We start from the raw sequence: 21,891 nt of genomic DNA on the forward strand, positions 1-21,891 counted from the left end.
ATCCAAAGGACTACGAGTAAAGTTTATATTAATTAATCTCCTTTCTTTGATTGCCAGCTTTCTCAATTTCCACATTAGTTTCTAATGAGTTATCCTGCTCAAACAGAACAACAACTTCGTCAAACCCCATTCCGAGGAAGAGACCGTGGAAGAAGTTTCTTGCGCTTTCTCTAGATGTCTCTTCAACTCCCATTTCTGAGGCGTTCTGAAGTGCCTGCTTTTCTATTTTGTCGCTGTAAGACTGAAAAATCTTCAACATATCTTTGTTTCCAAAGATCCTTGTCAAAACACCACTCTGGTTGATTACCCTAATATCGGGAATCTTACTCTGAGGAATTGTAACTTCGAGTCTTGGAGAAGGCAGGATCAGCTTAATCCTTCTTGCTTCACCTTCATGGATTTCGATTGAATCCTCTTTCAACTTTCTTAGGTCTACATAACCCCTTACCTGAAAGGGAACAATGAAAATAAACCGCTGAAATGTTCCGGGAACAAGACTTTCCCGCTCAGGTTCGAAAATCAGAAGCGTTGTCATCCTCGCAGTACTCAGTTCCGAGATTCTCTCCACTTTGTGAATTATCGATTCTGTCCTGAAGCTGGTCTTTCGCCTGGACATGAGAATAAACGCTGCAAGCAGAATCACAAGTGCAATCAGAACAACATTGAGTATCAACTACGAGTCACCTCCAAACACTGACGACCATCAGAAGGTATTCATAAAAGTGTCATTCCGCCTCCCTTGGCAGCCATTACATTACTTCAATCAGTTACATCTAAAGTAAATCGAGAGTTTTGCACATACAGCAAAAAAATCCCTCAACTCTCATTAGTGATTTCTGAGAACTATATAGATTTTGAATGAGCGCAAGCACCAAATTCCATTACTGATCTTCGGAAAAGATCTTCCGCCATTCGTTCGAATTTCCATCGATTCCAACACTTATATCCTGTTGTGGCCAAGTGACCACACAGAAGTCGAATGAGCAGGATAGATCAACTTTATACTTCGGGAATCCCAAAGCTGGTACTTAAGCTTTCTCTTTCCAACAGAAATAGGCATCTTCGATTCTCTTTCATACCAAGTTTATCAGAGAAAAAAGAAAATCCATCCTGTAAACAGATTTGTCGTTTAAATACATAAGTATAATAACTCTCGTGACGATTCTTATGATGATATAATTAAAACAATCTATATCGGAATTAAAAAGGGAGGTATGATTTGGATGGAATATCGCAAAGTTGGTAAAAGTGGCCTTCTTGTCAGTGAGTTAAGTCTTGGTTCATGGCTTACCTTTGGGGCTCAGCTAGATATAGACAATGCAAGAGAGGCGATGAGAGAGGCGTACAGAGCTGGAATAAACTTCTTCGACACTGCTGAAGCATATGCCAGCGGAATGGCAGAGTCGATGATGGGCGAAATTCTGAAGGAATTCAAGCGGGAAGAAGTAGTTGTTTCAACGAAGATCTTTTGGGGAGGAAACAAACCAAATCAAAAGGGACTCTCAAGAAAGCATCTGCTTGAAGGAACCTGGAATTCTCTAAAACGACTCCAGTTGAATTATGTTGACATTCTGTTTGCTCACAGGCCAGATCCGGAGGTTCCAGTGGAGGAAGTGGTCCTTGGGATGGATTACATCGTAAGAAACGGTCTCGCTTTCTACTGGGGAACATCTGAATGGAGTTCCAAAGAGCTCGAAGAAGCCCATAAAGTAGCCGACAGGCTGAATGCAATTCACCCGGTTGTCGAGCAGCCGCAGTATAACATGTTTGTGAGGGAAAGAGTAGAGTCGGAGTATCGACCGATTTACGAGAAGTATGGGTTAGGGCTTACCGTCTGGAGTCCCCTGGCGAGCGGGCTTCTGACAGGTAAATACAACAAAGGAATCCCGGAAGACAGTAGATTGGCAAAGTTTCCCGGTTTGAAGAAGCATCTGGAAGAGAGCAAGCTCTTTTCGAGTGAGAATCTAAAAAAGGTGGAAAGACTTGCCGCCGTTGCGAAGAAACTCGACACTGAGCTTGCTCAGCTTGCACTTGCCTGGATTTTGAAGAATGAAAACGTCAGTTCAATAATACTCGGAGTCAGCAAGGTTCAACAGCTGAGAGATAACCTAAAGGCTTTGGACGTAAAGGATAAACTTACCGAAGAGATAACAAAAGAAATCTACTCCATTATTGAATGACCGTTTTCGAGTGTTCTTTTGGAATGAAGAGAGGGAGGAGAAATCCAATATGAAAAGACTCTTGCTTTTTTTTTCGGTTATTTTGATTATTTTTCTGGGGAGTTCTTGTCTGTATGTAATTTCGGTGCCGATCCCAGTTGGCGAAGGATTGATAGAACCCATCGAATTTGAACTCCCCGGGAGTATATTGCCGTTATCTGGCTTTGCTTTCGGAACCGAGACAGTCCCATCGCTCGACGAGATAATCCAAGAGGCCGAAAAAGAAACCCAGTTGAATCTTCCAGATAACTTCGTAATCACCGGTATGGAGATCAAAGCTAGAGTAGAATGGGTACCAGAGAACCCTGATTCAGAAGGCTCTATTGATATTGACTTCTATGTCTTCAGAGAGAGACATTCAGAAGAACAATTCCTGGATTTTTTCAACGATCCTGATTTAATAAGCGATCGCAAGCTTTTCAGCGGTTTAATTTATCCCGGCGAAAACACTTTCAGGTTGCATTCTGGCGAATCCGCTGCACTAGATATGATACTAGAAATAATCAACGGTGGAACGGCCGAAGATATAGATTGGTTTGCGATTTACGACTATGAAGCACCTTCGGATTCAACTATCACTATTCATCTAAGTGGAACTATTTCGGTTAAGAGAGTTGCAGAATAAGACGTGAAGTTAGATGAAAAAGGTCTCCCTGACGGGAGACCTTTTTTTCTACAGTCGAATCTAAAGTATCTTCTCGCTGATGGATTTTCCCTGAAGGAAAAGTAGTAAGTAATCTCTTCCGCCCGCTTTAGAATCAGTGCCGGACAGATTAAACCCTCCAAATGGCTGGACGCCCACAAGCGCTCCGGTACACTTTCTGTTGAAGTAGAGATTTCCAACGTGAATCTCTGTCTTTGCCTTTTCAATTCTGTCTCTTCTCTTGCTGTAGAAGGCTCCAGTTAGACCATATTCAGTACCGTTGGCGATTGCTATCGCATGGTCGAAATCGCGCGCCTCTATTATGGCGGTTACAGGTCCAAATATCTCTTCCTGTGCAATTGCTGCTGTTGGTGATGCGTCGGCAAATACAGTAGGTTCTATGAAATATCCCCTGCGTTTCAAACGATTACCGCCAGTTATAAGCTTGCTTTCCTTCTTTCCCAGTTCAATGTAGCGGAGTATCTTTGACACAGCACTTTCGTTTATAACCGGCCCCATGTAAATGTTGGGATCGGTTGTATCTCCAATGGTTAGAGCTTCCGTTTTCTGCTTCACCAGCTTAACCATCTCGTCATAGACTTCACGAACAACGATGATCCGTGATCCTGCAGAGCATTTCTGCCCCTGAAAACCAAACGCACTGGCTACAGCTCCAGTCGACGCGGCATCGGTGTCTGCCGTTTCATCTACCACTACACAGTCCTTGCCGCCCATCTCGAGTATCACTCTCTTTATCCATTTCTGGCCCTTTTGATGTTTCGCAGCCAACTCGTTGATTCTCAATCCGACCTCTTTGGAGCCAGTGAATGATACGAACCTGGTCAAAGGGTGTTCAACAAGATAATCGCCAATTTCACTACCTGAACCTGGTACATAGTTGACCACACCATCTGGAAGTCCTGCTTCCCTTAAAATGTCTACGAACTTTGCGGCGATAACCGGAGCATCAGATGCTGGCTTAAGCAAAACACAGTTTCCGGATACTGCGGCCGCAGTTGTCATACCGGCCATTATTGCACTGGGGAAATTCCAGGGTGGGATTACCACGCCGACACCAAGAGGAATATATCTGAGCTCATTGTATTCGCCGGGAATTTGAACAACGGGCTGAGATTGTCCATATCTAAGCGCTTCACGAGAGTAGTATTCTAGAAAATCGATGGCTTCGGCTAGATCTGCGTCGGCTTCTATCCAGCTCTTGCCCACCTCAAGAATCATCGTAGCATCTAATTCGTATCGTCGATCTCTCATTATTTGCGCAGCTTTCAGAAAAGGGACTACTCTTTCTGAAGCAGGCATTCGGCTCCAGCTCTTGAAAGCGAAATAAGCAGCATCAATCGCTTTGTCAACGATCTCTCTAGTAGCTTTTGAAACCGTTCCTACTACTTCATCGGGATCTGCAGGATTTTTCGAGACTATTTTGGATTCAGTCGAAAGATATCTTCCTCCAATAAACAAGTCGTAGTTTCTTTCATGAGAACGAATTCTTTCAAAAGCTAACATCATCTGCGATCTTACTTCTGGATCTGAAGGGTCGATATATGGTTCATTCTTGAATGGTGGAATTATCTGGAAATCCGTAACATCAAACATAGTAATTACCTCCTACACTACGTTTCTTTCTTTGGTGATGCCATGTTCAAATCTCTCAAGGCTGAGATCTGAAAGATCGGCGCTCCTTGGCTCGCCGTATATGATCCACTCGGCAACTGCCTCTCCTACTGCTGGGGCCAGCATAAATCCATGTCCTGAGAATCCGACTGCATAGAAGAAATTCTCTAAATCTTTGGATCGGTCAATTATGGGCCTCGCGTCGGGAGACATATTATAAAGACCGGCCCAGTGTCTAAGCACTCTAACGTTCCTGAGAAATGGGAAAATCCCTGGCATTTTCTTAGCCATTTCCGAAATGAAGGTCCAAGTCGGCTCGATATTGTGACCAGGAAGTTCGTCCTTGCTACCCTGACCCATAATGAAATTTCCAGACTTTGTCTGTCTTATGTAGAAATTGTTCTCAAAACTTATGACAAGCGGATCTAGCATATGTTCCAGCGGTTCTGTAACAAATATCTGGTGTTTATAAGATTCTGTTGGCAGATCAATGCCAGCCATTGCCCCTACCTCTCGGGAATATCCACCGGCAGCGTTAACAACGATTTCAGCTTCAATTTTCCCCCTGTCGGTTACTACACCGGTTATTCTTTCGTTTTGAGTTAAGATTCTCAGCGCGGTTGTGTGAGTTGAAAAATCAACTCCCATCGCTTTGGCGGCGTGTGCGTAAGCAAAAGTTGTTAAGTGAGGATTGGCATGACCATCACTTGGACAGTAAGCGGCAGCCTTTATACCTTTTAAATCTATCAGCGGAAATCTCTTTGCGGTTTCTTTTGCCGAAAGCATTAAGACATCTAGTCCCTCTTCCCGTTGCATCTTGGTATTCTTTTCAAAGAGAGAAACCTCTTCGTCTGTGTATGCAAGAAGCAAATATCCACCCTGAAAGTACTCAATATCAAATCCTACTTCCTTTTGGAATTCCTTGAAGTGTTTGACGCTTCTAATTGCGAGTCTCACATTCGACTTTTCAGACCACTGTTGCCTTATTCCACCCCCACACCGTCCAGTTGAACCCGACGAAAGATACTCTTTTTCAATAACAACAACATCATTCAAGCCGCTCTTCGCAAGATAGAAGGCAGTCGCCGTTCCGACGATTCCCCCTCCTATTATCACTACTTTGTATTTACTCCTCATAACCATCAACTCTGCCTTCACCAAGTGCTTTGAAACTAACCGGTATTGAGGGCGGCCTGAAGACACCTGGAGAAAGTCTTTCGACAGGTACCCCGGTTTCCTCTGACAGAATCATGAGGGTGTTTAGCCTGCAAGTTCTCCCACCACATGGCCCCATACCGATTCTCAGGTATCGCCTCAGCTCTTCAAAGTCTGTATAACCATCTTTAATTGCCTTTCTTACTTGATCAACCGTCACTTCTTCACACCGACAGACCATAGCCCCTGATTCTTTGGAGGGCACCAAGATATGTCGGACATCTGAAGCATACTCGCGGGGAACTCTTATATAGACAAGATTTGTTTTGTTCGCCGATTTGACCACTTTTTCTACCTTCGCCTTGCAAATTGTCTCTCCATTTCTTCCCAGAGCTGTTACATATTGTCCGTCAGCAGGAAGTGGAAGGAATTCGTAAGGAATTCCAACAGAACACGTGCCATCCTTGTTCTCTCTAAACATGAAAATGGCAAGCCCCGGACAAGTAGTTGCACAGATGCCACATCCAGTACACTTTGAATAATCTATGATCGGTCTACTGTTGATATTATCACCGATGCTTATGGCACCAGCCGGGCAACTTGTTTCACAAGGATTACAGGGAATTGCTTCGAAGCATTCAATTAATGGTCGCATCTTACCCGTATACTTGGTGAAATCATTCTGATTACCATTTGTGAATGACACTTCCTCAAACTTGCTTCCAAGTTTAGAGAGACCGGCTCTTGTCTTTGAAGAAGTAGGACCGCTTCTGAATTTCCTGAGAGTATCCTTAAGATACTTCAATCTCTCTTGAATGCTATTCTTGGTGAGGTCACTCACCACTGCTAAACCTGCAATTTGTCCTTCAATCATGGCCGTAGTTGCTTCTTCAATCCCGGCAGCATCACCTGCTATAAATATGTCATCTATCGATGTTCTCATGTCCTCGTCTCTGAGAGGGACATAACCTCCAAGTTCTTGGACATACTTCATTTCGCAGCCGGCCTGAGCTGCTAGTTCTATTGATGGTAAAAGTCCCACTGCGATGCAGATCGTGTCAACGACAAGTTCCCTCTCCGTTCCCGAAATCGGGCTCCATCTTTCATCAAGTTTGGAAATGACAGCTCCCCTCACGGACTCCTCTCCAATCGCTCTCAAAATTGTATGCTGCAGCAGAATTGGAATTCCCACTCTTCTCACCTTGTCAGCGTGTACCTGGTAACCTCCTATCCGATTTGAAGCCTCAAGTATCGCTTTAACCTCTACACCTGCCTGAAGCAGCTGATAAGAGACTATGAGTCCGATATTTCCCGATCCAATCATAAGCACACTTCTTCCGGGGAGAATTCCGAACTGATTCATGAGAGTTTGAACGGCACCGGCTCCATAGACACCAGGTAGATCATTGTTTTCAAATTGAATAAACCTCTCCGATGCACCTGTTGCGAGGATGATCTTCTTTGGTTTCAAAAGTGAAGTGTGATCATTTTTCATATCATGGACAAGTATTCCATCAGGATAAATTGCGACAACGGAGCTCTCGTTTTGAAGCTTAGCTGAGTCCAGGGAATTCAATTGTTCAGTAAGCCTTCTGCTTATTTCGAAGCCTCTCACCGAAGCAAAAAAACTCTCATTCCCAAAGAATTTATGTGTCTGTTTGACCAGTTGACCGCCGGAGGAAATCCCCTCATCTACAACTAGAACCGTAAGTCCGTTCTTGGCAGCTTCAATTGCGCTCGAAAGGCCGGCCGGTCCACCGCCTATGACAAGAAGATCCAGATTACTCACTAATCTCACCCTTACCGTGCTGTCTTCTAACGATCATTCCAGGTTTTACGGGTGTTATGCAAGTTCGCACGTTGGGTTTACCGTCAACTTCCATCAAGCATGACGAACACTTCCCAATCGCACAGAAAAGACCTTGGGGTCGATTTCTTATCGGGCTGTACCTTAAGTCTTTTATCCCATTTGCATGAAGTGCTGCGGCAATAGTCTCTCCAGTATATGCCGAGAGTTCTCTTCCTTCAAAGAAAAAAGTGATAATCTCGCCTCTCTTGAAAGAGATTAACGGATGTTCGAAAATTCTTTCCAAGGTATCGCCTCCATACAACTTCTATCACACAATGATCTGTCTCAAATCCGGTCCCATGAAGTACATTGCTCTTAAGCTTCTTAGTGGTCTCCAGTGGATAGTACTACGCCAATATCAGTTATGAAACATTCATGATTAACGCCTAAGAAAATATACTAATCACTCGTCAAATTCTGCTTAGTTTAGGAATGATTTTGCTGCGAGTGGCATGCGCTATCTCTTTGATTTTATCCAGTTGCTTTTCCGAAATGGGGACCTTTACTTCTTCCGTTGAAAAGGGTACTTCTTTCATCCTGCAGACGCTAAAGAACAAGCTCATGTCGTCTTCCATTCTGGTAAACATCAAATTATCCTCTGCCTCTTCCCACTGTTTGATTTCGTCTGCAAAGGCACTTGTACTGACCGAAAACATGTATGATTTGCTTTTGTCACTCTTAATAACCTCTGTTATATAATTTAGCATCCCCTGTCTATAGGTTGGAGAAAACAGAAGTAGGTTTAGGGCTGATCCAAAAACTAGAGTGCCTAGTTCACTCGGTTCAAGCATATTGTTTGCTGTTTCGACAACCGACTTCCACACCTCAGGCTTTAACAGATTAGCTTTTATTGTGTTTTTCCCGATTTCTTCATGTTTGTCCATATCCGGCTCAAACTGAATATAAGAAACGTGGTTTTCGTAATCGTTCAGATCAACCCTATATAGATCCTTTAACGCAGTCTTCCCCATTTCCATTGTCGGGTATTGCAGAGGGATGCTGATTACTGAACCGCCAGCTTTCAACCAAGAGGCAACAAACGCATATTCAACTAACGGTTTCCCAGATCCACCAGGTCCGCTGATAACTGTTGAAGATGGATAAACGATTCCTCCTGGAAGAGTTTCCTGAAGCCATTTTTCTTCCAGTTTCAATGTATCCATTTTTCACGCCACCTTTTATCTCGTCATATTCTCGATCATTTAGATCGAATATGGCACGATACTAATATTCTAATTGAGAATGATTCTCTTTGTCAACGTTTTGAAGTTTTTTTCAAAACATATTGCGATACAGTGTTAGTAATACAAAAACTGCCGTCTATGCAAAGTGGTATTGGGTATCTGATCATGTTTATCCTGATCTGCCCCATAATTTCCATTCTTCTTTTGAAGAGAGTTTTCATATTAACGAATTCTCCTGAACAGACAAAGTATGCTGCTATAATTGTGAGTATATGCAGATACCGCAGATGAAACGAAATAACAGACAGCTTACATTGAGTCCTTGTTAGTGCTTTCGATTATGTGATCATTATCGAAATGGAGGTTCTTATGAATTTCAGGCCTTTGATTCTTGGACATAGGGGTATGGGAACCGGAGAAGGTGAAAACTCACTTCTTTCATTGATCAGAGCAGTTCAGGTTGGAGCAGACGGAGTTGAACTAGACGTGCAGCTTTCGAAAGATGGAGTCCTGGTTGTCAATCATGATTCCAGTTTGAAACGAACACTGGGCGTTGATGTAGAGATAAAGGATACCACTTTTAGATCTCTAAGAAAGATGAAACTTGTAAGACCTGATGGCATTACTACTCTGGAAAGAGTCTATCTTGAGCTTCCGGAGGAGTCCTTCATCAATGTTGAAATAAAGGATCCTCTAGCGGCTGATCTTGTAGTACCTTTGGTGAAAAGCTTCAACGCAATAGATAGAACACTCTTTTCTTCGTTTTGGCATGAGTGTCTCAGAAAGGTGAAGGAGAAGGATGAAAAGGCGAAGATTGGGCTCCTCATCGGAGAAGACGCGAGAGGAAAGAATCCTGTCGAGTATTTCGAAGAGCTTCTAGCATACCACCCATATTCGATAAATCTGCCGGTTCAACTGTTTGACGAGATCGGCTTCGAGTTGGGAATGAGTTTGATTAGATTTGTAAGAGCCAAAGGAGTTAAGGTCGCACTCTGGACATTAAACGATCCCGCATTGCTTATTAAGATCAGGGGTGAAGTAGACATTATAATTACTGACAATCTTCGGGGTATAATGGCTGCACTTGGAGGAAAAGGCGAAAGAAGGTGACGGCATTGCTGTATCTTGAGAAATCCGCTTCAGCTATTCTTACACCACCGGGACTATTCATCCTAATCTTTCTTATAATTGCAGTGATTCTTATTAAGAAAAGCGAAGAACGACGCACAAAGATCTCTGGAGTAGTCATGATTATTCTGTGTTTCTTCGCATATCTTCTCTCTACGGGCTTTGGAACTCACCTATATCTTCAGCCTTTGGAAAGGGCATATACTGCGCCAAATAACGTGAGCGGTCAGGCCATAGTGGTCTTGAGCAGCGGGATAATTATCTCTCCTGAAGGTCAGGTACTCGACAATCACTCTGTTGCCAGATTATCTAAAGCCTACTCTCTTCATCTACAGACGAAGCTGCCCATAATTGTGACAGGATCGTTTATGCCTGGCAGATCCACTGTGGCCGTTTCAGAACTTATGAGGGACTGGCTTTTGGATCGTGGTGTTGCATCATCCAAAGTTATCGTTGAACCGATGGCTCAGACAACCTGGGAAAACGCAAGATATTCTGCCGACATATGCAGTCAGTTCAACTGGTCCAGCATAGTGCTTGTTACTTCGGCGGTTCATATGAAGAGAGCGGTCACTTCATTTGAGAAGTTCGGTTTGAGAGTAACACCCTTTCCTACAGACTATTTATACGATCACACAAAACTTAGTTTTGTTGATTTCCTTCCTAATCAGGGAGCTTTAGATGCTAATCTGGCGTCCATTCATGAGTATTTCGGGCAGCTGTGGTATCTTTTTAAGAGCCCTTAAGAAGCTGAGATTATGTGCGATACTTTTGTAGTACTTGGAAGTTCAACTCCGGACGGTATTACCCTGTTTGGAAAGAACAGTGATCGAGAGCCAAACGAACCTCAGGCCGTATACTTCTTTCCTCGCTCATCAAACAATCCCGACGAACTCTTCACGACAAACCAAAAAGTGGATCAGGTAAGTGAGACCAACGCAATTCTCATTTCTAAACCTTCATGGATGTGGGGCGGCGAAATGGGAGTAAATGACAAGGGAGTAGTTATCGGTAATGAAGCGGTCTTCACCAAAGAGAGAGTGCGAAGAGATGGTCTTCTTGGAATGGACATACTGAGGATTGCGCTTGAGAGATCTGAAAATGCAGAGCACGCTGTAAGAATAATAATCGGAATTCTTGAGAAATACGGTCAGGGAAGCAACGGGGGTTTCACGAAAACGCTCTATTATCACAATTCATTTCTGGTTGCAGATCGAGAGAGTGCGTGGATTGTTGAGACTTCCGATCGATTTTGGGTAACCAAAAGGGTTTATGGATCAGCGGCGATTTCGAATTGCCTCACTATTGAAACGGAGATCGACGAAATGCATCCTCAGGTTGTCAGTAATTCACAAGATCGAAAATGGCATAATCCAGCTAAGGAATTCGATTTTGCCGGTTCATATGAAAGGAGATTATTCAGGAAGTTCTCGGGTGCCGAAATCAGGCTTAAAAGGATGAGAGAGCTAATTGAAGAGAAAGAAATGAATATCGAAAGATGTTTCGAGATCCTTAGAGACCACAATGACAGAAGACATCAGAGCTCGATGAAAAATATTTGCATGCATGCCGGGGCAGGAGTTGTAACTTCTCAAACAACCGCTTCCATGGTTGTAGCTATTGGAGATAAGATAGAGGTGTGGGTCACAAATAGCAGTCTGCCGTGCCTTTCAATATATAAGCCAGTTTGGTTCAACAGTCAAGAATCAAGCTTATCATTTGGAGAAGGGGAAAGTGGCTTGAACTACTGGGGAAACTGGGAGATCTTCAACCGACTTGCCATATTGAGAGATTCTAAAGCCGCAGAGTTATGGAAAGAATACTGTCTTCCTTTTGAACAGGACTTGTTGTTAAGCAGGGGGAAAACAACTGAGGCAGATCTAACGAAACAGGCCTTTGAAAAAAGCTGGAAGATTGCAAGGAAGATGACCTCTATTCTTAGAGGAGAAAGAGAAGAGGCAGGTTTCTTAAAGAAAAGCTACTGGAAGAAGCAAGACGCATTGCTTCACCGGCTGAAGTCCAGAAACTTCAGGAAAGAATTGCCTACATAAAGAATGGATTTTCTCTCAAGATAATTCTAGCAGTTGTCTGCCGGCCATGTCCCGGGAAAACTATTAAATCAGGCATTTTAGTGAAAAGCTCTTTGAGTCGATTTATGCTGCTCGTCATTTGATCATGGTCGCCTCCAGGCAGATCTGTTCTTCCGACAGAAGCAGAAAACACGGTGTCTCCTGAGAACAAGAATCTTTCGTCGAAAAGAAAGCAGCAAGAGCCTTCTGTGTGGCCTGGAGTATGAAGGCATTTCCAACGATCACGGAGAACTTCAGTAGATAACACCTTCTTTCCACCAAGGAGGAGAGCATTCTTCCCGAATAAATTGAGAAAGCTTTTTTCGGCATCCAGTAACATTGGCTTGTCCATGGGGTGAATTATGATTTCATCTGTTTCAATCTGGTCAAGATCAAAAATGTGATCTGCATGTCCGTGAGTAAGCAATGCTCTTAGATGTTTCTTGTCTTCAAAAGCTGCCAGTTCTGTGGAAACGCCATAACCCGGATCAATTATAGTTATTCTTTCGTCCTCCCTGACCACATAACAGTTTTCATCCAATGCTTTAGCCAGTAACCTTATTACTTCTATCGTTTGGGCACCTCCTTATAGAAACGGATCATCTGGACAGGAATCTTCTGGCCCCGATATAGGATGAGAAAGCCAACAATCCCCAGAACTCCTGCATTGAAAACATTGTCTTCGGAGTGAAAATACACAACTCTTTTGAAAGCTCCCGATGGCTCAAAGCACCACACTTTTGATTTTACCAGATAGCCTTCGCCATGATAGAATAATGGGGGGAAAGAGGAGTTGGATTTGAAGAATTCTAGAATTTGCGGTCTGGCCTTAAGATTTAATTATGACAATCCCGAGGATTTCAGATCAGAGCTGAGATCCATTTATGAGCAAGAAGACCTTTCTAGAGAAGAGATTGGAATGCTTCTGGCTCTCGATTTTGCTTACTCTAGTACGTTTGATGAGGCGAGGGAATTTGATTCCTCTGGTACAGATCTCAAGCTTCTGGCCGAAGGAGTGTATTCGCTGTCCTATTTTTATGCCAGGAATTCCGAAGACAAGATAGCGTACCTTGTGTCGAAGCTTGCGGTAGATCATATTGCCAGAGAATGCGAAAGGGAGCAAGAGATTAATCTGAAGATACTCCATATGATGACCTCGTTCGAAATGGGCTTCGGTGAAGAAACACTACTTCTCTTCGAAGAACTTATGAAGCTCGAAAAGTATGTTCCAGTTCAGAAGCGCTTTGAGTATTACAACGATCTTGGTCTTGTATCAACTCAGCTCCGAACTGGCGGCAATCCGTTGAGGTTCTACGAGAAGGCTAAGGAACTTGCCGGTTCGCCGGTAAGAGCTCTGATGGTACAGCTGAATATGATTGATTATCTTTACTCTAAGAACATGTTCAAAGAAGCTCTTAAGCTTCTTGACAAGACGGAAAGCTGCAACGTAGTTTCCATAAACGGATACAGACTCATGATAAATCTCAAGATCCTGCTGCAGATGAGTAGCCTCGCAAGAGCAACTGCCGTTGCCGATCAACTTGAATCCCTAATTCGTTCTCATGGGGAATGGACGGATATCGCAGTATCTTACATTTTTCTGGGGCATTTCTACGTGAAGATTGGCAATATCTCTAAGGCACAAAACTATCTAAATCTTCTGAAATCTCTTCCGGACGAATCCCTTACAAACTATATCCGAGGGGAGACGCTTATTCTCGAGGCTTCGATAATGCAAGCCAAGGGAGAACATTTCCGAGCACTTGAAAACTCTGTTGGCGCTTTCGAGACGCTTACACTTTACAGTACAACGTCGCCACATCTTAAAGATTTCGTAAATAATCTCTTTGGAAGTATTTCGGCAGTTTTCACTCAGCTCATCAGAGAGCTCAGGCTCAAGGATAGCTATACCGCTCTTCATACACTTAGAGTTCTGAAGATATGCTACGAGTTTGGTAAAGAGCTTGAACTAGAAAAGATAGATCTGTTCAATCTATCAATAGGTGCAATGCTGCACGATTACGGCAAGGTCGACATACCATTCGACTTGTTGAACAAGCCGTCAAAGTTGACTGAAGAGGAATTCACGGAGATAATGAATCATCCCGTGTACGGCGAGCGTTACTTGCGGGATTTGAACTTTCCTATAGCAATAAGAGATATAGTCAGACATCATCACGAAAGAATAGACGGAAAGGGCTACCCCGACGGTTTGAAGGGAGACGAAATTCACAAGCTCGTTCAAATAGTTGCAGTAGCAGACGTATTCGATGCACTGACGACCGACAGACCATACAGAAAAGCGATTACAAAGGAGAAAGCTCTGGAGTACCTAGAAGAAAAAGGCGACCAATTAATCTCAAAAGGTCTCCTCTCTAGGTTTATAAGATTTGCTCAGCACAAAGAAATAAGCATACAAGAAAAAGAAATAACTGTACTATGGCGTTCAATAATCTCCGAACTCTTCAAATAAGTCGAAAGAGCTGTAGCTATAAAATCAATAACCTTCGGGAATCTTCCAAAGTCCCGGGCCACCATCAACGGTAAACTCGCCTTCGGGAATCTTCCAAAGTCCAGGTCCTGCAAGCGCAACCGTACCAAACGATACCAAACCTATCAAAAGAATTGCGATCATCTTTTTCATCAAACTAACCTCCCTTTACCCATGAAAAAATCGATGTTGAAAATCAATAACCTTCGGGAATCTTCCAAAGTCCCGGGCCACCATCAACGGTAAACTCGCCTTCGGGAATCTTCCAAAGTCCAGGTCCTGCAAGCGCAACCGTACCAAACGATACCAAACCTATCAAAAGAATTGCGATCATCTTTTTCATCAAACTAACCTCCCTTTACCCATGAAAAAATCGATGTTGAAAATCAATAACCTTCGGGAATCTTCCAAAGTCCCGGGCCACCATCAACGGTAAACTCGCCTTCGGGAATCTTCCAAAGTCCAGGTCCTGCAAGCGCAACCGTACCAAAGGATACCAAACCTATCAAAAGAATTGCGATCATCTTTTTCATCAAACTAACCTCCCTTTACCCATGAAAAAATCGATGTTGAAAATCAATAACCTTCGGGAATCTTCCAAAGTCCCGGGCCACCATCAACGGTAAACTCGCCTTCGGGAATCTTCCAAAGTCCAGGTCCTGCAAGAGTAACTCCACCAAGTGCTATCAATCCAATAAGAAGAATTGCTGCTACCTTTTTCATTCACTTCACCTCCAAAAATCTGCTTGATGAATTTCGTTCCGTTTCAGCACCTTACTCTTAGTGATCTTCTTCTTCAGGTATCTTCCACATACACCGCACCTCCTGGTCAAGTGTTCGAGTGATAAATTACCTTTTGAATCTCTCTCCACCTCTAAAATTTCTTAACAAAACTCAAGCTACTACGAATAAATGTTTGGTCGGATGGACAAGAAGAAAACAACAGCATCTCTACATGAACAAGATAACAACTACATTCTAGAACAAGAGCAATCAAATACGCAAACATCAATAGAAGAAGAATGGAAGTGATAATCAGGTGCAAAAGGTGATAATCGCTGACAAACGACTATGATGAAGCGTAGAACAGATAATCAAACGTAAGAACTATAAATATGACCAAATCATATGCTGTACTATTAATTATAACCTTTGCGAGGCAAGATTAGAAACTGATCTCACAAAAATTAAACTAGTAATTCATGCGAGTGTAAAAATCAAAAATAGAAATCGAAAGTTCGCATTGTCTAATGAGGCGAATACCTTTTATAAGTTTAGCCTTTGCTAGTTTGTTGTGGTTTATAGAGGTAAAAAGAAGCTCCAAAAAACGCCCAATATGCCCGTACCAAATACGATCCAGATGACTGAAAGTTTGAATTTGTAGAGGATATAGAAGGCAGATACCGCTGTAACAATGGTGAAAACACTATTAATAGACTCAATCCCTATCCTTAAAGTAGCCGAAAGGATCAGTGCGATTATCCCGAGCCTTAGGGCATTAAAGACCTCTGCCGTGTCGATCCATTTGGATAGAATTTTCAGAATCTTTAGTATCAGAAAAATCCAGAACACGCTTGGAAGAACAACTCCGATAGTTGCGAGAATCGATCCTTGTACTCCGGCAATTCTGTAGCCAATAAAAGTGGCCGAGTTGATCGCAATGGGACCGGGAGTCATCTGTGAGATGGATATTAGAGTAAGGAACTCTTCAATTCCAATCCATTTGTTTACGTTTACTATTTGATCTTGTATTAAACTCAGAGCGCCATATCCTCCTCCGAAAGCTAGAAAACCGATCTTAAAGAAAGACCAGAAGAGATTCAGTAGAATCATCTGGTCGACCTCCTGTCGATGAAATAAATGAGAAGCGAGCATACCAGCAAAACCAAGATAGACGATACATTAAGAAAGACAATTACCAAAGTGCCAGCAGCGATAACGATTACAATCAGGTATCTTCTAAGACTTTTTCGAAGAAGCTGAAACGAAAGATTAGCAAGTATTACAGTCACACCCACTCTCGCGCCGGCAAAAAAGCCTTTGAAGACAGGAAGGTCTACGAAATCGGTGAAGAAACTTGCTATTACAAGTATTATAATAAATGGAGTTAACGAAGCTCCAAGCACCGCAAAAAAAGCGCCCCAAAACCCTGCAAGCCTACTTCCAAGGATCATAGCTGTGTTTATCGCTATAACACCAGGTACAGTTTGGGCAGTGACAATGACATCGAGAAACTCGTCTTCCTTTATTATCCTGTATTTGTCTACAATAAACTCCTTTATTACAGGAATCATTGCATATCCGCCGCCTATAGTGAATGTGCTGACTTTGACGAATATCCAGAAAAGCCTAAGTGGGCTCATTGATTTCAACGTCCATCTAATCCATGCTGGAGCGACGAACTTCCTCCTCTCATCATTATGAGTGCTCAGTCAAATGCAATAACCCGGAAAGACTCTAAGTCTTCTGTTCTCCGCCCATTTGCTCCTATATTTTACAACTCGTTCTGGTTTTCTGCAGTCATAAGTCAAGTTATCCTTTTGAACGGAGCATGTCTCACGTGATAAACTTTACTAAAGGGGGTGAACCTATGGAAAACAGAATCAGATGGGGCGCCAAAGCGATTTCTTCTGACGGCAAAGACCTCGGGAAAGTCATTCGGGTAGTCATTCATCCTAAGAACAACGAAGTCACTCATCTAGTGATAGAAAAGGGCATCTTCAATAGAGTGGCAAAATTGGTGCCAATAGCTACTGTGTTTTTTGCAGCTCCCGACGAAATTAGATTGAGAATTGAATCGAAAGACGTTGAAACACTGCAGGATTACGAAGAGACGTTCTTCGTTACTGGAGAAGAAATAGAGAATCTCGAAAGCGGAGTCACCCCGGTTTACTGGTTAAGACCGGTTGGGGATTACGCAGAGCTATACCCTCTTCCACCGTTAAACACTTCGATAAATGTTCCAAAGGACAGCAAATCCCTTGAGCCGGGATGTGATATCGTTACCGCTGAAGAGAAGATTGTGGGAAGGGTAAAAAGCTTCGTTCTAAATGACGAAGGCAAGATCACCCATTTGATAGGTGAATGCGGAGGGTTTGGTTCTAGGTCAAAGAAACTGATACCGATAGACTGGGTTGAAGAAATCGATGAGTGTAAAGTAAGAGTTTCTGCATCGTCAGTTATGGTAGAGAAATTGCCGGAAATGGATTGATGAAGAAAGTGACGGTGTACTATATGGCATCAGCCGGAATCTTATTCGTGCTCAATTTTTCTAAGGGTGCCTATTTTCATCCAGTCTTTTTTTTCTTGCCTTTCTTAATCATTGTTGATTATTTAATAGTTTCAGGTATTCCGGGGAGGAGTTATTCAATAAGAATTTCAGCCTTTCTGAGAAATATACAGTCTATACTCACCCTCAGGCGAACATTCGATGAGAGCACAAAAGGTAAGATTATCGATTCTGAGAATCTGAGAAACCTTGAGAAGGTAGTTTCCTCACTCGAAGAAAAACTGAAGAAGCCATCTGAGCTACAGAGAAAGCTGTATATTTTTTCAGCTTATGCAGCGCCGCTTTTTCCGCTCGCGGTTATGTTATCCTCCGTGATTGTTCAGAGAAGAGTCGAAATTGTGGCGGGTCTTTTTTCGTATGTGGCATCGTTGATAATTGTTCTCTTGTCAAGAAAGGCCTTTTCAAATCTTGAAAAGACTATCGAAAAACTGAATGAAGAAATTAGGAAAGCTGTGGACGATATCACTCAATAATTGAGAGTTTTTTATTGGAAGGAGATTCAAAATGGCATTTGTTGAGGTCAGAGACCTTAGTAAAACTTACAGGTCGGGTGAAGTGTCGGTCGAAGCACTGAAGGGAGTTTCATTTGATATTTATGAAGGCGAGATACTAGCGATTCTCGGACCGTCCGGATGCGGAAAAAGTACACTCCTGAACTGTCTTTCAGGAATAGATACGCCTACGGAGGGGAAGGTTACAGTCAAGGGGGTTGATCTTCACTCTTTGAAGGATGATGAAAAGACCCGCTTTAGGGCGATGAATATGGGGTTCGTGTTTCAATTCTACAATCTTATACCTGTCTTAAAAGCAGTCGAAAATGTGGAACTCGCGATGCTTACAATGGGAAGTAATGAAAAGAAAGCCCGTGAAGCGGCGATGGAAATTCTTGCAAAAGTCAATTTAAGGGAGCGAGAACATTACCTCCCTTCAAGATTGAGTGGTGGTGAGAGACAGAGAGTCTCAATAGCAAGGGCACTCGTTCACAGGCCGGCTATTGTATGGGCCGACGAGCCTACGGGAGCCCTGGATACGAAGACCAGCAATGATCTAATGAATCTCATCACCGAGCTGAATGAAACGTTCAATCAGACCTTCGTAATTGTTACGCACGACGAGAGAGTTTCTGCATTCTCAAACAGAGTTCTCCACATGGATAGTGGTAGCATTTTGAAGATTGAAGAAAATAAAGAATTGAAGGTGTAACAGTGATAATACAGATAATTAGTCTTTTTGCGGGTGTTGCCGTAATTGCGATACTAGTTTCAATGATAAGGAATCCGATAATTTTCAAAATCGGTTACAGAAACATTTACAGGAGAAAATCCGATACTTTTTTGGTGATAATGGGATCTCTGATTGGAACGGCGCTTATCATGGGTTCGATGGCCATGAATGATTCTTTTCAGAATTTCCTTTACGGTCAGATCGAAAGAACCCATGGTGAGATCGATGAACTGATCTACATCCCTTCAGATAATCAAAACATTGGTAAAGAGCTCATTCCCAATTCCAAAATCGAGATTCTTGTCGATTCACTTTTGAAGAACGAACAGGTAGACGGTGTCCTTCCTATTCTTAGTAGAACTGTCTCTATTGGACTCCCCGGAGAGGCCAGAAGTCAAACTGGAAAGAGTTTTCAGGTGAGCATGATAGGAGTAGAAGCCGATCAACTCTCAAACTGGCCTGACGTCGATAAAGTGGATCTGGTCCTCCCCTCTGCTACAGATGAACTTCCCGAGGTTGTCATCAACAAAGAGCTGGCCGAAGTTGCCGGGGTGGCGGTCGGGGATACTCTTGAAATTCTTGTAGACCCAGGACAGAGATTGCTTTTCTGGATTCCTCTTCCTGAGGTAAGGGTGGCTGAAATTGTTGAAGGGAATGGGATTCTTCACTACCAGATAGAAAACCAGGGTTCAAATGGGTTTACCATGTTAATGGATGTTGAAGAAGCCAGAGAAGTACTTAAGATAGGTGTTGAAGACTATTATAATGCACTAATCGTTTCGAACCGTGGGGATTTTCTAACAGGTGAAAGGCTTACAGATCAGGTTGTGGCAAGCATAAAGCCCTTAGTCGGTGAGGAAGTGGTGGTCAGGGAGGTCAAGAAGGATTCCTTGAGTATGGTTGACCAGGGGAATATCGGTCTCTTATTCCTCATGCTCAGTGTCTTTGCCATATTTGCAGGTGTGCTTCTTCTTACAAACATTTACTTGATGCTTGCTCAAGAGAGGAGGACCGAGCTTGGTACCCTCAGAGCGATTGGTTATTCAAGAAAAAGAGTGTCCAGGACGATTCTCTATGAGGGTTTTTTCTATTCTATTTTCTCGTCAGGTATTGGAGTCCTCGCTGGGTTGGGAATTGCGAGGTTTATTTTAGGTAGTTTCGTAAACCTATTTGAGGATGCGGTCTCACTGATACCTTTCGAAGGTGCAAATATCGCTTTTAACTCCATGCAGAACTCATTCGTGTTCTTCGTGCGGATCGATTCAATTGCCTATGGATTTCTTTTGGGGCTTATCATACCTATGATAATCATTGTTTACACGGGAAGGAAGATTTCACGCACGAATATAGTGACCGCGGTAAGAAATATACCTGAAGAGCTTGATGAAAGGAAGAGACTTCTGCTGAATGTCATAGCAGCCGTAGGGGTTCTTGTTTCAGTAGTGATGGCATACAGTGGATATTCGTTGGGAAATGCGACTGGCTTTTTTACCGGCGTTATGCTTGCGGGATTGCTGATTCCGGTTGCGATTCCGATGAAGAACAAAAGATGGATAGAATCTTTCTTCTCAATTGCGGTAATCGTATTCACAATGTTCAGCAATTCCTTTGATCTAATAGCATCGAATAGTGGCTCATCAATCTATCTCACGATTGCAAAAGGCGCAGCAATTCTCTTTGCCGGGCTATTTTTGATTGTCTACAACTTGAAGACCTTTGAGTACCTTCTGAACAAACTCTTTCAGAAAGCAAGAGCCGCAGCTCCTGTATTCAAGATTTCAATTGCCTTTTCGGCAAGAAACCGTTTGAGAACAGGCCTCACTATTGCCATGTTTGCCGTTGTCATTTTTGTTATTACCCTGATTTCGATAATTCCCTACTCTATGGAACAGATGCTCGTCAAAAGCAGAGATGCAATCTTTGCTGGCTTTGATGTTGGAGCTTTTTCTTTTACTGGTGAAAGTGCAATTACCTTAACTGAACTGAAATCTCAGCTGGAAGTCAGGGAGATTTCGACGGTGTCGGGGATAAACGTTGCGCTGAGAAGAGACGGAAGATATGATGTGGAGCAAGTCTTTGCGCTTGACGATAATTTCATTGACTATAACAGGATGACGGAACTCGATTTCGTTGAAGGGCTTGGGATCTCAGACGTGAAAGACTTGTGGAATTATCTGAGAGACAATTCCGGCACTGTTATAGTTTCAAACAGTGTTTTGCCGGATGTTCGACCAGGGGATGTGCTTGAACTAAGAAGGATAGCAGATCAAAGCGATACCGGAAACGGTGCCGCTGCTTTCACGCAGAAAAAGCTATCTTCAGAGATGATTGATTCAGGCCCTATTTATCTTGAAGTGATAGCAACGATCCCGGAAAACACCATCTCCTTCCTTAATGGACTGCTCATTTACATAGGGAATACTCCTGCGGAGTTGACAGGCAGCAGTGCCGCGAGACATTTCCTTTTCAACCTTTCAGGAGACACCGAGGTAGAGAAAAAGGCAAACTTCGATTCGCTTCAGGATAAGATATCATCTAGAAGTCCTTTTCTTCTATACGTAGATGACATAATGAACCTGACCTCAACAATGTTGCAAGGGACAATAAGCATTCTAAGGTCTTTTCTGTACTTCGGAATGCTTGTCGGCATAGTTGGTATAGCGATCATTATGTTCAAAGCTCTTCATGAAAGGAAGAGGATTATCGGCATGCTCAAAGCAATTGGTTTCACCAAAGCAATGGTGTTTTCTTCTTTCTTACTTGAGACATCGTTTATCGCGATCATTGGAATTCTCCTTGGGATGGTGACCGGTACGCTTACAAGCGTTGAAATCTTTGCCTCTCCTTTAATGGAGGGCATGAAGCTTTACATTCCCTGGGATCAGCTTATCTCAATGGCGTTAATATTCTACATTGCCTCTCTTGTTTCGACCATTATTCCCAGCTATTCTGCTTCTAAAATTGCACCTGCAGAAGCTTTGCGATACTTTGAATAGGAAGTGATCCGG

The 21,891-nt window shown here is 42.9% G+C and carries 23 protein-coding genes; 10 read left to right on the plus strand and 13 right to left on the minus strand.

Features of this window, described 5'->3' with window-relative positions; translation table 11 throughout:
• Nucleotides 1–28 precede the first annotated feature (28 nt).
• The gene (locus THEBA_RS10760; RefSeq protein ID WP_014731555.1) at nucleotides 29–673 is read right to left on the minus strand and encodes a DUF4230 domain-containing protein; all 645 of its coding nucleotides are present in this window, start codon (nucleotides 671–673) and stop codon (nucleotides 29–31) included.
• Between the two features lie 550 nt (nucleotides 674–1,223).
• Between THEBA_RS10760 and THEBA_RS10765 the strand changes: the two genes are divergently transcribed.
• Nucleotides 1,224–2,180 carry an aldo/keto reductase gene (locus tag THEBA_RS10765; RefSeq protein ID WP_014731556.1) on the plus strand — a complete coding sequence of 319 codons (957 nt, stop codon included), beginning with the start codon at nucleotides 1,224–1,226 and terminating at the stop codon, nucleotides 2,178–2,180.
• A gap of 49 nt (nucleotides 2,181–2,229) precedes the next feature.
• Nucleotides 2,230–2,844: a hypothetical protein gene (locus THEBA_RS10770; RefSeq protein WP_014731557.1), complete on the plus strand. Its 615-nt coding sequence runs from the start codon at nucleotides 2,230–2,232 to the stop codon at nucleotides 2,842–2,844.
• 60 nt (nucleotides 2,845–2,904) lie between these two features.
• Here THEBA_RS10770 and pruA read toward each other — a convergent pair whose 3' ends face one another.
• From pruA to THEBA_RS10795, 5 genes are all read right to left on the minus strand, one after another.
• Nucleotides 2,905–4,476, minus strand: a complete 1,572-nt coding sequence (pruA, locus tag THEBA_RS10775; protein WP_014731558.1) for an L-glutamate gamma-semialdehyde dehydrogenase — start codon at nucleotides 4,474–4,476, stop codon at nucleotides 2,905–2,907.
• A 12-nt stretch (nucleotides 4,477–4,488) separates the two neighbouring features.
• Nucleotides 4,489–5,637 carry an NAD(P)/FAD-dependent oxidoreductase gene (locus THEBA_RS10780; RefSeq protein WP_014731559.1) on the minus strand — a complete coding sequence of 383 codons (1,149 nt, stop codon included), beginning with the start codon at nucleotides 5,635–5,637 and terminating at the stop codon, nucleotides 4,489–4,491.
• Nucleotides 5,621–7,438 (minus strand): FAD-dependent oxidoreductase, encoded by a 1,818-nt coding sequence (locus tag THEBA_RS10785; RefSeq protein ID WP_014731560.1) that lies wholly within the window; start codon nucleotides 7,436–7,438, stop codon nucleotides 5,621–5,623. The genes THEBA_RS10780 and THEBA_RS10785 overlap by 17 nt, the downstream gene beginning before the upstream one ends.
• Nucleotides 7,431–7,742: a (2Fe-2S)-binding protein gene (locus THEBA_RS10790; protein WP_014731561.1), complete on the minus strand. Its 312-nt coding sequence runs from the start codon at nucleotides 7,740–7,742 to the stop codon at nucleotides 7,431–7,433. The genes THEBA_RS10785 and THEBA_RS10790 overlap by 8 nt, the downstream gene beginning before the upstream one ends.
• 166 nt (nucleotides 7,743–7,908) lie before the next feature.
• Nucleotides 7,909–8,661, minus strand: a complete 753-nt coding sequence (locus THEBA_RS10795; protein ID WP_014731562.1) for a hypothetical protein — start codon at nucleotides 8,659–8,661, stop codon at nucleotides 7,909–7,911.
• 390 nt (nucleotides 8,662–9,051) lie between these two features.
• On the opposite strand from THEBA_RS10795, the gene THEBA_RS10800 reads away from it, so the two are divergent.
• Genes THEBA_RS10800 through THEBA_RS10810 form a run of 3 tightly spaced genes read left to right on the plus strand, consistent with a single transcriptional unit; the run spans nucleotide 9,052 to nucleotide 11,861 of the window.
• Nucleotides 9,052–9,792, plus strand: a complete 741-nt coding sequence (locus THEBA_RS10800; RefSeq protein ID WP_014731564.1) for a glycerophosphodiester phosphodiesterase family protein — start codon at nucleotides 9,052–9,054, stop codon at nucleotides 9,790–9,792.
• The gene (locus THEBA_RS10805; protein WP_041928229.1) at nucleotides 9,789–10,556 is read left to right on the plus strand and encodes a YdcF family protein; all 768 of its coding nucleotides are present in this window, start codon (nucleotides 9,789–9,791) and stop codon (nucleotides 10,554–10,556) included. Before THEBA_RS10800 ends, THEBA_RS10805 begins: the two co-directional genes overlap by 4 nt.
• Before the next feature lie 12 nt (nucleotides 10,557–10,568).
• On the plus strand, nucleotides 10,569–11,861 hold the full coding sequence (locus THEBA_RS10810) for a carcinine hydrolase/isopenicillin-N N-acyltransferase family protein (protein WP_014731566.1): 1,293 nt from the start codon (nucleotides 10,569–10,571) through the stop codon (nucleotides 11,859–11,861).
• On the opposite strand, the gene THEBA_RS10815 is transcribed toward THEBA_RS10810, so the two are convergent.
• Nucleotides 11,854–12,420 carry an MBL fold metallo-hydrolase gene (locus THEBA_RS10815; RefSeq protein ID WP_099772821.1) on the minus strand — a complete coding sequence of 189 codons (567 nt, stop codon included), beginning with the start codon at nucleotides 12,418–12,420 and terminating at the stop codon, nucleotides 11,854–11,856. The two genes, THEBA_RS10810 and THEBA_RS10815, sit on opposite strands and share 8 nt — an antisense overlap.
• Nucleotides 12,421–12,678: 258 nt before the next feature.
• On the opposite strand from THEBA_RS10815, the gene THEBA_RS10820 reads away from it, so the two are divergent.
• Entirely contained in the window at nucleotides 12,679–14,352 is a 1,674-nt protein-coding gene (locus THEBA_RS10820) for an HD-GYP domain-containing protein (protein ID WP_014731568.1), read from the plus strand.
• Between the two features lie 24 nt (nucleotides 14,353–14,376).
• Here the strand turns inward: THEBA_RS10820 and THEBA_RS14505 are convergent, their stop codons facing one another.
• The 6 genes from THEBA_RS14505 to THEBA_RS10830 form a co-directional block, all read right to left on the minus strand.
• Entirely contained in the window at nucleotides 14,377–14,523 is a 147-nt protein-coding gene (locus tag THEBA_RS14505; protein WP_006487741.1) for a hypothetical protein, read from the minus strand.
• A gap of 43 nt (nucleotides 14,524–14,566) precedes the next feature.
• Entirely contained in the window at nucleotides 14,567–14,713 is a 147-nt protein-coding gene (locus THEBA_RS14510; RefSeq protein ID WP_006487741.1) for a hypothetical protein, read from the minus strand.
• A gap of 43 nt (nucleotides 14,714–14,756) precedes the next feature.
• On the minus strand, nucleotides 14,757–14,903 hold the full coding sequence (locus THEBA_RS14515) for a hypothetical protein (RefSeq protein WP_006487741.1): 147 nt from the start codon (nucleotides 14,901–14,903) through the stop codon (nucleotides 14,757–14,759).
• A gap of 43 nt (nucleotides 14,904–14,946) precedes the next feature.
• A complete protein-coding gene (locus tag THEBA_RS14520) occupies nucleotides 14,947–15,093 on the minus strand; it encodes a hypothetical protein (RefSeq protein WP_014731569.1) in 147 nt (48 codons plus the stop codon).
• Between the two features lie 576 nt (nucleotides 15,094–15,669).
• Nucleotides 15,670–16,203, minus strand: a complete 534-nt coding sequence (locus THEBA_RS10825; RefSeq protein ID WP_014731570.1) for a chromate transporter — start codon at nucleotides 16,201–16,203, stop codon at nucleotides 15,670–15,672.
• Nucleotides 16,200–16,733, minus strand: a complete 534-nt coding sequence (locus THEBA_RS10830) for a chromate transporter (protein WP_014731571.1) — start codon at nucleotides 16,731–16,733, stop codon at nucleotides 16,200–16,202. Before THEBA_RS10830 ends, THEBA_RS10825 begins: the two co-directional genes overlap by 4 nt.
• 227 nt (nucleotides 16,734–16,960) lie before the next feature.
• Between THEBA_RS10830 and THEBA_RS10835 the strand changes: the two genes are divergently transcribed.
• The 4 genes from THEBA_RS10835 to THEBA_RS10850 are packed head-to-tail and all read left to right on the plus strand — an operon-like array spanning nucleotide 16,961 to nucleotide 21,879.
• Nucleotides 16,961–17,581 (plus strand): PRC-barrel domain-containing protein, encoded by a 621-nt coding sequence (locus THEBA_RS10835; protein ID WP_014731572.1) that lies wholly within the window; start codon nucleotides 16,961–16,963, stop codon nucleotides 17,579–17,581.
• Entirely contained in the window at nucleotides 17,581–18,132 is a 552-nt protein-coding gene (locus THEBA_RS10840; protein ID WP_014731573.1) for a hypothetical protein, read from the plus strand. The genes THEBA_RS10835 and THEBA_RS10840 overlap by 1 nt, the downstream gene beginning before the upstream one ends.
• Before the next feature lie 31 nt (nucleotides 18,133–18,163).
• Nucleotides 18,164–18,862: an ABC transporter ATP-binding protein gene (locus tag THEBA_RS10845; protein WP_014731574.1), complete on the plus strand. Its 699-nt coding sequence runs from the start codon at nucleotides 18,164–18,166 to the stop codon at nucleotides 18,860–18,862.
• A 2-nt stretch (nucleotides 18,863–18,864) separates the two neighbouring features.
• The gene (locus THEBA_RS10850) at nucleotides 18,865–21,879 is read left to right on the plus strand and encodes an FtsX-like permease family protein (protein ID WP_014731575.1); all 3,015 of its coding nucleotides are present in this window, start codon (nucleotides 18,865–18,867) and stop codon (nucleotides 21,877–21,879) included.
• The last annotated feature ends 12 nt before the right edge of the window (nucleotides 21,880–21,891 follow it).

The sequence above is a fragment of the Mesotoga prima MesG1.Ag.4.2 genome (assembly GCF_000147715.2).
Classification (GTDB): Bacteria; Thermotogota; Thermotogae; order Petrotogales; family Kosmotogaceae; genus Mesotoga; species Mesotoga prima.